11 protein-coding genes are annotated in these 11,945 nt (G+C 45.2%); 7 read left to right on the top strand and 4 right to left on the bottom strand.

The window, feature by feature from the left end; translation table 11 throughout:
- Positions 1–173 precede the first annotated feature (173 nt).
- Positions 174–827, bottom strand: a complete 654-nt coding sequence (locus tag MUY27_RS11660) for a TetR family transcriptional regulator C-terminal domain-containing protein (RefSeq protein ID WP_245130200.1) — start codon at positions 825–827, stop codon at positions 174–176.
- A 119-nt stretch (positions 828–946) separates the two neighbouring features.
- On the opposite strand from MUY27_RS11660, the gene MUY27_RS11655 reads away from it, so the two are divergent.
- The 7 genes from MUY27_RS11655 to lpxB all read left to right on the top strand — a co-directional run bounded on the left by MUY27_RS11655 (position 947) and on the right by lpxB (position 9,510).
- Entirely contained in the window at positions 947–1,105 is a 159-nt protein-coding gene (locus tag MUY27_RS11655) for a DUF2256 domain-containing protein (RefSeq protein ID WP_245130199.1), read from the top strand.
- Positions 1,106–1,232: 127 nt separating this feature from the next.
- Positions 1,233–4,037, top strand: coding sequence for a 2-oxoglutarate dehydrogenase E1 component (locus tag MUY27_RS11650; RefSeq protein WP_245130198.1), 2,805 nt, complete (start codon positions 1,233–1,235; stop codon positions 4,035–4,037).
- 96 nt (positions 4,038–4,133) lie between these two features.
- A complete protein-coding gene (gene odhB / locus MUY27_RS11645; protein ID WP_245130197.1) occupies positions 4,134–5,696 on the top strand; it encodes a 2-oxoglutarate dehydrogenase complex dihydrolipoyllysine-residue succinyltransferase in 1,563 nt (520 codons plus the stop codon).
- Between the two features lie 175 nt (positions 5,697–5,871).
- A complete protein-coding gene (gene surE / locus MUY27_RS11640; protein WP_245130196.1) occupies positions 5,872–6,639 on the top strand; it encodes a 5'/3'-nucleotidase SurE in 768 nt (255 codons plus the stop codon).
- Between the two features lie 7 nt (positions 6,640–6,646).
- Positions 6,647–8,128, top strand: a complete 1,482-nt coding sequence (locus MUY27_RS11635; RefSeq protein ID WP_245130195.1) for a carboxylesterase/lipase family protein — start codon at positions 6,647–6,649, stop codon at positions 8,126–8,128.
- A gap of 105 nt (positions 8,129–8,233) precedes the next feature.
- Positions 8,234–8,392: a hypothetical protein gene (locus MUY27_RS11630; RefSeq protein WP_245130194.1), complete on the top strand. Its 159-nt coding sequence runs from the start codon at positions 8,234–8,236 to the stop codon at positions 8,390–8,392.
- The gene (gene lpxB / locus MUY27_RS11625; RefSeq protein WP_245130193.1) at positions 8,389–9,510 is read left to right on the top strand and encodes a lipid-A-disaccharide synthase; all 1,122 of its coding nucleotides are present in this window, start codon (positions 8,389–8,391) and stop codon (positions 9,508–9,510) included. Before MUY27_RS11630 ends, lpxB begins: the two co-directional genes overlap by 4 nt.
- A gap of 48 nt (positions 9,511–9,558) precedes the next feature.
- Here the strand turns inward: lpxB and MUY27_RS11620 are convergent, their stop codons facing one another.
- From MUY27_RS11620 to MUY27_RS11610, 3 genes are all read right to left on the bottom strand, one after another.
- The gene (locus MUY27_RS11620) at positions 9,559–9,723 is read right to left on the bottom strand and encodes a hypothetical protein (protein ID WP_245130192.1); all 165 of its coding nucleotides are present in this window, start codon (positions 9,721–9,723) and stop codon (positions 9,559–9,561) included.
- Positions 9,724–9,749: 26 nt separating this feature from the next.
- Positions 9,750–9,935 carry a hypothetical protein gene (locus MUY27_RS11615; RefSeq protein ID WP_245130191.1) on the bottom strand — a complete coding sequence of 62 codons (186 nt, stop codon included), beginning with the start codon at positions 9,933–9,935 and terminating at the stop codon, positions 9,750–9,752.
- Positions 9,936–10,109: 174 nt separating this feature from the next.
- Positions 10,110–11,324: an MFS transporter gene (locus MUY27_RS11610; RefSeq protein WP_245130190.1), complete on the bottom strand. Its 1,215-nt coding sequence runs from the start codon at positions 11,322–11,324 to the stop codon at positions 10,110–10,112.
- Positions 11,325–11,945 lie beyond the last annotated feature (621 nt).

The raw sequence follows: 11,945 nt of genomic DNA, 5'->3' as shown, positions 1-11,945 counted from the left end.
CCCTCCCGCCGGGAGGGTTAGGGAGGGGTTAATATTATATCGTCAAGTATTCTGGGCTTAAATATATAAGCGTAGTTATTCTTACCCCATTCCGCCTCCTTCACCAAGGGAAGGGATCACACATTCCCTGAGCCCTTTTTATTAAAAAGTTTTAGAGAATAATAGGGAGGGGGCTATACTCCCATCTTTTGTTTGAAGTTGCCGTTCTTCGCCAAAAACTTACCGTATTCGAATAAGTTATCCAACGGCGAGCGTTCAAACAGATCAAACGTTACATTAACGCCCTTTTCAATCGCTTCGTCAGTTTTCTCAAAGCCGGTAGAATTATCGTCAATCCAGAAGTTTAGTATAAAACCAAATTGTGCCCAGAAGGCGTCTTTATACCTTTTTGCAAAAAACTTACGGTCTGCCAGTTCGCCAGACTCTAAACCCTGATTAATAATGTCATCGGCGAAGTTTTCGACAATCACTTTCAGGCTATCCAGCACCCTTGGATGCGATAGCATACGATGATGTTTGCGCAGGCTGTAAACGGCAAAGCTGCGGCTGCTCTTCAGCAGTTCAAAAAAGCTGTAAAAAAAGGAAAGGGCTTTTTCGCGCGAGGAGTATTGCGGCCAAACCTCCTGGGTTTTAATTTCAGTAACCGTTTTTTGAGCGACATCTGCCCAAATGTTTTGCTCTACAGCTTCAAAAGAACCGAAGAAGCGGTAAAATTCTTCTTCCGTCATTTCGTTCTCTTTAGCAAACAAATAAACAGACTTAGGCTCTTCGCCCTTAGTTAATACGTAATCGATATAAGCGGATTGAATACTTTCTATAGTAGCCATGTTTTTACGTTTATAAGATAAATGTACGTAGAATAAGCGGACACGATTGTCATGCTTATCTCTAATTTCATTCTAAAACTTTAACACAAAACGTGCCGTATGTTACTTTAGCATCAGCAATGGCTAAACGCATTTTAAAAGAAAACCTTCCGCAGAAAAATTGCCCGGTATGCAACCGCCCGTTCACCTGGCGCAAGAAATGGGAAAAGTGCTGGGACGAGGTAAAATACTGTAGCGATCGTTGCCGTAACGCAAAAACTTCATCCGCCGACAGATGAACGTTCTGACTGTTAGCGGGCTTTCCGCTTGTCGTTTGCGTGGAATATTAACTGAATATGAATTAATTTAAACGGAAATTCGATTGAATTGTCTTAGTTTTGTACCGTTTTACAGATTGGTTTCAAGATGGATCGTTTTACATACCTAAATAACGACAACAGCGCTTATATCGACTCTTTATATGACGCCTACCGGCAAGACCCCGCATCGGTAGATTATGGCTGGCAGAAATTTTTTGAAGGATTTGACTTTGGTCAGTCTTCAGGATCAGCTGCCGCAGCAACAGGGGGACAAACACCAGAGCACGTTTTAAAAGAGATCAACGTACTTAATTTTATTAACGGCTACCGCCAGCGCGGCCACTTGTTTGCAAAAACAAACCCTGTGCGCGAACGCCGCCACCACTCCCCAACTTTAGATCTGGAAAACTTTGGCTTAAGCCAGGCAGATCTGGATACCGTATTTAACGCGGGTGTAGAAGTTGGCCTTGGTCCCGCCAAACTGAGCGAGATCCGCCAGTTGCTGGAGGAAACCTACTGCCGTAGTATTGGTGTGGAATATAAATACGTACGCGAACCTAATAAGCTGAAATGGTTTGAAAGCCGCATGGAAAAAGTGCGTAATCAACCATCTTTTTCTATCGAGGAAAAACGCCGCATTCTGAATAAACTGAACCAGGCGGTTGTTTTCGAAAGCTTTCTGGGAACAAAATTCCTTGGTCAGAAACGTTTCTCGCTGGAAGGTGCAGAAGCATTGATCCCCGCGCTGGATTCTGTTATTGAAAAAGGTGCAGAACTGGGTATCCAGGAGTTTACCATTGGCATGGCACACCGCGGCCGTTTAAATGTACTGGCCAACATTATGGGTAAAACCTACAAAGAGATCTTCTCTGAGTTTGAAGGTAAAAACTATGATGCCAATACTGTTTTCGGCGGCGACGTTAAATATCACTTGGGATATTCAACAGACGTGCAAACTACCAATGGCAAAGCAGTTCACCTGAGTCTTTGCCCTAACCCTTCGCACCTGGAAGCGGTTGACCCGGTAGTTGAAGGCCAGACCCGTTCTAAAATTGATTTTAAATACGAAGGCGACTATAATAAAATTGCACCGATACTGATCCATGGTGATGCTTCTGTTGCAGGCCAGGGTATTGTGTATGAGGTTTTGCAGATGGAAACGCTGGATGGTTATAAAACAGGCGGTACCATTCACCTGGTAATTAATAACCAGATTGGTTTTACCACAAATTATAAAGACGCCCGTTCAAGTACTTATTGTACTGATATTGCTAAAACGGTTCTTTCTCCGGTGTTCCACGTTAATGGCGATGATGCTGAAGCTTTGGCTTACACCATCAACATGGCAATGGAATTCCGCCAGGAGTTTAAAGAAGACGTTTTCATCGATATCCTTTGTTACCGCCGTTACGGCCATAACGAGTCTGACGAGCCTAAGTTCACGCAGCCGGTATTGTACAAGGCGATTGAAGGCCACCAGAACCCGCGCGAAATCTATTTACAACAATTGCTTTCTCAGGGTAGCGTAGATGCCAACATGGCTAAGGAAATGGAAAAAAGTTTCCGCGACCTGCTACAGGAGAAATTGAACGAAAGTAAATCTGAAGACCGCTTCACCGAAAGCAAACCGATGTTTGCCGGTGCATGGGAAGGTCTGCATATCGCAACTGAAAAAGAAGTTGTTGGCCCCGCCGATACTTCTGTACCTGCTGAAACGCTGTTAGAGATCGGCCAGAAATTAACTACCCTTCCTTCAGATAAACAGTTCTTCAAGAAAATCGAGAAACTGTTTGAAGACCGTCGTAAGATGGTGAACGAAACCAAAACTTTCGACTGGGCAATGGGCGAGCTGATGGCTTATGGTTCATTGCTGAAAGAAGGACACCCGGTACGTTTAAGCGGTGAAGACGTTAAACGCGGTACTTTCTCGCACCGTCATGCTGTGGTTACGCTTTCAGATTCAGAAGAAGAATATACCCCGCTGGATACCTTAGGTGCCGAAGCGCCATTCTATATCTATAACTCTTTGTTGTCAGAATATGGTGTGCTTGGTTTCGAATACGGTTACGCACTGGCTAATCCGCATGCATTAACCATCTGGGAAGCGCAGTTCGGCGACTTCTTTAATGGTGCGCAAATCATTGTAGACCAGTACGTAGTTAGTTCTGAAACGAAGTGGCAGCGTGGCAACGGCCTGGTAATGTTACTGCCACACGGTTTTGAAGGCCAGGGCCCTGAACACTCTTCTGCACGGATAGAGCGTTTTATGGAGCTTTGTGCTGATAACAATATCCAGGTAGCAAACTGTACTACACCAGCAAACTTCTTCCACGTGCTGCGCCGCCAGTTACACCGCGATTTCCGTAAGCCGCTGATCGTGTTCACACCGAAAAGCTTACTGCGCCATCCGGCATGTGTATCGCCGATTGAAGACTTTACCAACGCCAGCTTCCAGGAACTGATTGACGATAACTACGCAGACGCTAAAAAAGTGAAACGCGTGTTATTTGTATCCGGTAAGCTGTACTACGAGTTGTTGGAAAAACAACAGGCAGACAAACGTAAAGATGTAGCGATAGTACGTGTAGAGCAACTATACCCAACACCTGCCGAGCAGATGGTGAAGCTGAAAGCTAAATATGCCAAAGCTGACGAATTCTTCTGGGTGCAGGAAGAGCCGGAAAACATGGGGGCATGGCCTTACATGCTGCGCAAGTTCCACAAGAGCGAACTGCCACTGGACGTAATCTCGCGTAAAGAGGCGGCTTCTACTGCAACAGGTTACGCTAAGCAACACGCATCGCAGCAGGCTTACATTATCTCCAAAGCGTTTGAAGCGCCGGTAAGCAAAAAACAAAAAGAGGAAATAAAAGGCACCTCTGAAAAAATGGCCGAAACCACTTCAAGCTGATAAAAAAGTTGGCGGTTGAGGTATGGTGATTATATTTGCCATACCTCAACTGCTTTTAGTATAATACAACCACAACTTAAGAACAACATAGTCCGTATGAGTTTAGAGATCAAAGTTCCGCCGGTGGGCGAGTCCATCACAGAAGTAACCCTGTCACGCTGGATCAAAAAAGACGGCGAGCAGGTAGCCATGGATGAAGTGATTGCCGAGTTAGAATCAGATAAAGCAACCTTTGAACTTACTGCCGAACAAGCAGGAACTTTAAAAACCATCGCTAACGAAGGCGATGTTTTACCTATCGGCGCTGTAGTAGCCGGCATTGATGCAGCCGGTGGCGCCGCAGCCCCTGCCGCAGATGCAAATAGTGCGCAGGCACAACCTGTAGCCGAAGCCAAACCGGTTGCGCAGCAACAAAGCACACCAGAACCAGCCCAGGGTAAAAGCACTTTAGAAATTGTGGTTCCGCCGGTAGGCGAGTCTATCACCGAGGTTACCCTTTCTCGCTGGTTAAAGAAAGACGGCGAGCAGGTAGCAATGGATGAGGCGATTGCCGAACTGGAATCAGACAAAGCAACATTTGAATTAACTGCCGAAAAACCAGGCTTATTAAAAACTATCGCTAACGAAGGCGATGTGTTAGCCATTGGTGCGGTAGTAGCAAGCATAGAAACAGGTGATACAGGCGCGCCGGTAGCTGCCGCTAAACCAGAAGCCGCTGCACAACCTGCTGCCGCAAGTGCACCTGCTGCACAAGGCGGATCAAGCTATGCTGAGGGAACGCCTTCACCGGCTGCTGGTAAAATACTGGCAGAAAAAGGGATCGACCCGGCAAGTGTAAACGGGAATGGCGTTGGTGGCCGCATCACTAAAGAAGATGCCCTTAATGCACAGAAGCCAGCACCGGCTCCGGCTGCCAAACCAGCTGCAGCGCCTTCAGCACCGGCTGCACCTGCGGGTGACAGGGCAGAGCGTCGCGAAAAAATGACTTCGTTACGTAAAACTATCGCTAAGCGTTTAGTGGCGGTTAAAAACGAAACGGCTATGCTGACTACCTTTAACGAGGTGGACATGTCGCCGATTATGGAGCTGCGTGGTAAATACAAAGATAAATTCAAAGAAAAGCATGGCGTAGGCTTAGGCTTCATGTCGTTCTTTACCAAAGCAGTTTGCGAGGCCCTGAAAGAATGGCCTGCTGTAGGTGCACGTATCGAGAACGATGAGGTAGTTTACAGTAACTTTGCTGATATCTCTATCGCAGTTTCTGCACCTAAAGGTCTGGTAGTTCCGGTAATCCGTAGTGCAGACCAGATGAGCCTGGCACAGATTGAAAAAGCTGTTGCCGGTTTAGCTGCTAAGGCTCGCGATAACAAATTGACGATAGAGGAAATGACCGGCGGTACCTTTACCATCACCAACGGAGGTGTGTTTGGTTCCATGATGTCAACCCCGATCATTAACTCGCCGCAGTCAGCAATTTTGGGTATGCACAACATTATTGAGCGCCCGGTAGCGGTTAACGGTCAGGTGGTGATCCGCCCGATGATGTACGTGGCGTTGTCTTATGATCACCGTATCATCGACGGCCGCGAATCGGTAAGCTTCCTGGTAAGGGTAAAACAATTACTGGAAGATCCGGCAAGATTGCTGTTAGGCGTGTAAGCGCTAAAGAAATACCGAGCCCTTCCTGCAAAGGAGGGGCTTTTTTAGTTAAAAATAAATAATTTGTCATCTCGATGAGTCAATAGAGGAAGAGAGATCTTCTGATTAATGTTGGCTAAGAAGATTTTTCTTCACGCATTTACGCGTTCATCGAAATGACAGTAAAGAATAGTTTATGAAAAAATCAAAACCAACCATATTAATCGTAAATGACGACGGCGTAACCGCACCTGGTATAAAGGCCTTGATGGAAACCATGGCCGAGATCGGGAAGGTGATTGTTGTCGCGCCTGATAGTCCGCAATCAGGTATGGGGCACGCCATCACTATTGGTAAACCGCTGCGGTTAGATAAAATAGAATTGTATGAAGGTTTTGAAACCTGGAGCTGTTCTGGTACACCGGTGGATTGTGTAAAGCTGGCGAAATACCATGTGCTGAAAGGCATTAAGCCGGATCTGTTAGTGTCTGGCATCAATCACGGGTTGAACAATTCAATCAATATCCTTTATTCGGGTACCATGTCTGCTGCGGTAGAAGGTGCTATAGAGGATATACCGTCCATCGGGTTTTCGCTGGATGATTTTACGCTTCAGGCAGATTTCAGCCATTGCTTAAAATATGTAAAAGAGCTTGCGTTATCGGTGCTTGAAAAAGGGCTGCCGCCCGCTACCTTGCTTAACGTAAATTTCCCGAATACACAGGATATAAAAGGTGTTAAAGTTTGCAGGCAAGCTATTGCAAAGTGGGCCGAAGAGTTTGACGAGCGGATGGATCCGCACCGCAGACCATACTACTGGATGACGGGTAAATTCCAGATGAACGACCATGGCGAAGATACCGACGTATGGGCGTTAGAACATCACTATGTATCGGTGGTACCCGTTCAGTTTGATATGACGGCACATCATGCCATACCTGCATTAACTAATTGGACATTTTAATCTTTTTATGATGATGTTCCGGTCGCTGCTACTATTTATCTTATTAATTACCGGGTTAAATGCCTTTGCTGATCCGCCTGTAGTGAAAACTAAAAAAGGCTTCATCAGGGGATTACAGGAGCAACGTTCGCTGGTATTTAAAGGAATCCCGTATGCAAAGCCACCGGTAGGGAAGTTACGTTTCAAAGCGCCTGAACCGGCAGAAAACTGGAAAGACACCCTCGCCTGCGATCATTTCGGGAACGTAGCATTGCAGGGTGCAGACGATGCTAAGGGTTACCGGGGAAGCGAGGATTGCCTTACCTTGAATGTGTATACCCCTGTTGCTGATAAAAAAGCCAAATTACCTGTTGTGGTATGGGTACATGGTGGCGCCATGACCAGTGGCAGCGGTATCGGAATGAACGGGCATGCCTTTGCAGATCGCGATAGTATCGTCACCGTTACCATCAATTACCGTTTAGGCGTGTTCGGTTTTATGTACCTGGGCGATGTGGACAAGCAATACGCAAAATCTGGAAACAATGGATTGCTGGATCTGATCATGGCCCTGAAATGGATTAAGCAAAATATAAAAGCATTCGGTGGCGACCCTTCTATGGTGACGGTAATGGGTGAATCGGCCGGGGCAAAATTAACCAGCACGTTGTTACTCGCACCACAGGCCAAAGACTTATTCCATCAGTTGGTATTGGAAAGCGGGGCCGTGCAATGCGTTCGCGACAGCACAACGGCGAAGGTGATCAGGCAAAGGTTGATGGATCAATTGCATATTACCAAAGCAGCCGACTTGCTAACGCTGCCCGAAGAACAACTGATCGCCGCGCAAAAAGTGATTTTGAAGGGTGCCGCTGGTACAAATTATTTCGGCCCGGTACAGGATGGCGAGGTAATTACCGGCGATCCTTACGCCGATGTCCGTAAGCAGAATTTTAAGAACAAGCGATTTCTGATTGGTTCTAATAAAAGCGAAAGTCGTTCGTTTATTAATGCAGATCCGCGTTTGAAAAGTCCGACGGATAAAGCGCTACAGGATTGGTACGGTTTGAATGATAAATATGTGAAAGTTGCCTATGAAAAGGAACGGCAAATGTCGGCAACCGATTCATTAGCGGCGGGCAAAGTGCTGACGCAATATATGTATCAAATGCATTCGTACCGGTTGGCTGCAGCTTTGTCTGAATCCGGCGATAAGGTTTGGATGTACCGGTTTGATTACAGCAAAAATAGTGATGGCGCAGCCCATGCAGAAGAATTGGCTTACGTATGGTACGTTCCGGGCGAGAAAAGAGCCGGGTTTAACGATAGCCTCGCCGTGAATATGCATCAGGCCTGGGTTAATTTTATTAAGGGTAGAAAACTGAGCTGGCCAATGTATCATCTTGCTGATAAGACGGTAATGGTTTATGATAACGTCAGCCGGCCTGTATCGCTTAAAGAGGTTTATGACGACAAGAATTATCCATCCGCAGGTTTTCTTTTAAAATAATCCATGTTCAAACAAAATCATATACTCGTTGGAATTTTAATCGGATCGATTCTGCCGACACTTGCCATAGTTATTTTTCATTACGCGCTGAAGGAATCAATAACGATGGTAAAACCTGCCGTGCCTTATTTTATCGCGATAGCGCTTAACCTGCTGTTGATCCGCTGGAGCCACCGCAGCAATGCCGATAAAATCAGCCGGGGTATTATGGTGAGTACTTTCCTGTTTATGATACTCCTTTTTTTAATCAAGGTGAAAATATGAAGTATTACCTGGTAGCAGGCGAGGCCTCCGGCGATTTGCATGGCGCCAACCTGATGAAGGCGTTAAAGAACCTGGACGCAAATGCTCAGTTCCGTTACTTTGGCGGCGACCTTATGAAGGCGGAAGGCGGGGAACTGGTAAAGCACTATGCAGATATGGCTTTTATGGGCTTTGTTGAAGTGGTGGCTAACCTGCGCACCATTTTCAAAAATATGGCAGCCTGTAAGAAGGACATCAGCGCGTGGAATCCGGATGTGTTGATCCTGATCGACTTTCCGGGCTTTAACCTGAAAATAGCTGAATATGCCAAAGCGCAGGGTTTTAAAACCTGCTATTACATTTCGCCAAAAGTGTGGGCCTGGAACCAGAAACGGGTGCTCAAGATCAAAAAGGTAGTCGATTACCTGTTCTGCATTCTGCCATTCGAAGTCGACTTTTACAAGAGCTGGGGGATGGATGTAGACTACGTAGGCAACCCTTTGCTGGATGCCGTTGCTGCTTTTAAACCTGACCCTGAATTTGTTTCAAAACATCAGCTGAAGCAGAAACCCATTGTCGCGTTATTGCCGGGAAGCCGTAAGCAGGAGATCAGCCGGTTATTGCCCGAGATGCTGGAAGCAGCAAAGCAATTTCCAGATCATCAATTCGTGATTGCCGGTGCGCCATCTTTCGAGCTAAATTATTACCAGCAGTTCTTAAACGGACAGGATGCCCCGGTTATCTTCAACGCTACCTACGATATCCTGAATGTTGCTAAAGCCGCTGTAGTAGCTTCGGGTACAGCCACGCTGGAAACTGCACTGCTCAACGTGCCGCAGGTTGTAGTTTACAAGGGTAATGCGCTTACCATTGGCATTGCACGTATGTTGGTTAAGATCCGGTTCATATCGCTGGTTAACCTGATTATGGATCGCCTGGTGGTTAAGGAACTCATCCAGGAGGATTGCAACCCAGTTAAGATCGGCGACGAACTGAATGCTATATTACATAACGGCAGCTACAGGCAAAAAATGCTAAGCGACTATGATGAACTGGATATAAAGATGGGAGAGGCGGGCGCTTCTGCAAAAACTGCCGGACTAATTGTAAAGTACACACAAAAAAATAGCGCTCTGTAATTTACAAAGCGCTATGGTTTCATAGGTGTAGATGATATATGTTGACTGCTATGCAGCAGATAATTGAGTGTTTGCTACGCTATTCGCGATTTTCTCCATCAGTTGATTTTTAGCAGATTTCACTGCTTTCAGATCTTCCATCAACAGGTTCATTAATTCGTTGTCGAAACGATTGATCAATTTGGTTACTGAGGTTTTGCTTGGAGTTTTCATAACTGTAATTCTTTTAGGTCAAAAACTTATTTACTTTCCTTTTTTGGGTGATCCAGGTGGTCTGTTTCTGTCAGATTCTCTTTACGGCGTTTTGCCTCCTGGTATTGTCTTTCAACTTGTTCTTTATCTCTGCTGTCTGCGGGCGCTTCGGGGTCAAGCGGGTTTTCCCACTCTTGCTCCTCGTTGTTTCCGTTTCCTTTTTCAGTTATCATAACAGCGTATTTGATTAGAGTTGTCCCAATACAATGCCAAACTTCAGTACAGTGTAAAAAAAGTCGATAATAGAAGACCTCAAAAAATAAAAAACCCGCTTCTTGGTGTTAAAAAGCGAGTTTTTAAGAGATGAAATATTTTTAAAAAATTCGATAATTGTCTGGATAAGGTAACTATTGCTGTACAGTTTTATTACTTACGGTCATGTTTTTATGATTAAGCAATTGTACAATCAGTACGATAACAGACAGAATTGTACCAATAGCGCACACCCCGTTCCAGCCGTAGCTGCCCCATAGCTGGGTGGCCACCAGTGTGCCCAGCGAGCCGCCGACAAAATAGGACACCATGTATACGGTATTGATCCGATTGCGGGCTGCCGGGTTTAATGAGAAGATAATCGTCTGGTTAGAGATGTGCGTAGCCTGTACGCCCATATCCATCAGGATAACCCCGATGACCAACCCAATGAAACTGCTTCCCGAGAAAAAGAAGACGATAAAAGAGATCACTAATAGTAAAATAGTAAAGGTAGAAAGTTTATAGGCGTCCATTTTATCGCTCAACCGGCCCATAAACCCTACAGCGATAGCGCCAAATGCGCCAACAAGGCCGAACAGCCCCGCTACATCGCTCCCCTCGTTAAATTGGGGCAGCCGTAGCAGAAAGATCAATGTAGACCAGAAGGCGCTGAAGGCCGCAAAGCATAGCGCCCCTCTAAAAGCCGCAAGCCTTAGCTTTGGTTCTTCTTTAAATATGTCTATCAATGATTTCATCAGGCTGCCGTATTTACCGTGGTACGATGGCTCTATCTCTGGCAGTAGCCTGTAGACTAAGAACCAGAGTACCACCATCAGGCCTGCGGCTATATAAAAGATAGAGCGCCAGCCAAAATGTGCACCGGCGAAGCCGCTAATCGTCCTTGACAGCAGTATGCCAATGAGCAGACCACTTTGTACAAATCCAATCTTTTTGCCCCGTTCGGACGGTTTAGCCAGATGTGCAACCATCGGGATCAATAATTGAGGGATTACCGAAGATAGCCCTACCAGAAAACTGGCGGCATAAAGTAAAATGATGTTTTTGGAAAAGCCGATGGCCAGCAGCGAGGCGATGATCAACGCAAAATCGATCAGCATCAGTTTTTTACGTTGCAGCATATCCGCCAAAGGGACAATAAATAATAATCCCGCGGCATAACCCATCTGCGTGTACATAGATACCTGGCCGGCTTTGGCCGTACTTACCTTAAAATCCTGCGCGATATCATTCAGCAAAGGCTGGTTGTAATAGATGTTTGCAACTACCAGGCAGGTGGTGATCGTCATTACCCAGAGGGTGAGCGGCGTAAGCTGCTGCTCATAGTTTCCCTGGTGATTGTTTTTCATGCTGCAATAATAAATGATAACCGTTGTATATGATTGGCAGAATGTTAAAGAATTGTTTTGTAACAGTTATTTTTACATGTAGTTGATACAATTATTGATAAACTAATAATATATTTGTCGTAGGTTTTCAATATTGATAAGGGAAATCGAGATTCTTTGATAAAAAAATTAAAAAAATTTGTTGGTGTAAAAAGTAAGTGTTAATTTTACACCATAATAATTGATAAAAAAGTCTTCTCATAATTTAGGTTTATAATTGGTTAGTAAAGGCCTCCTGCCCATCAGGAGGCTTTACTGTTTTTAGGGGTTTTCGTCCGATTGCAAAAAAAGCTGAATTTGAGGACTTAGCCAGAATATTTCCAGGAGATGAAAAGGGTGTTGTTCAGCGTTAAACCGCGCACTGCGAAATTGTACGATATCGCTTAAAGCCTGATGTTTATTCAATGCAAACCTTCGCGGGAAATAGAAGCGAGCTTAAAGATATCTTTTGAAAAACCTATTTCAGCAGTAGAGTATGGTTAAAGCGAGGACGGAGATTTAACGCAAATTTTAAAAACAGGCGAATACAGAATAAACCATTACCCTGTTTCCTTCAGAGAATAACAAGATAATGGTACTATT

Source organism: Mucilaginibacter straminoryzae (genome assembly GCF_022953055.1).
Taxonomy (GTDB): Bacteria; Bacteroidota; Bacteroidia; order Sphingobacteriales; family Sphingobacteriaceae; genus Mucilaginibacter; species Mucilaginibacter straminoryzae.
This window is presented reverse-complemented; position numbering and strand designations above follow the sequence as displayed.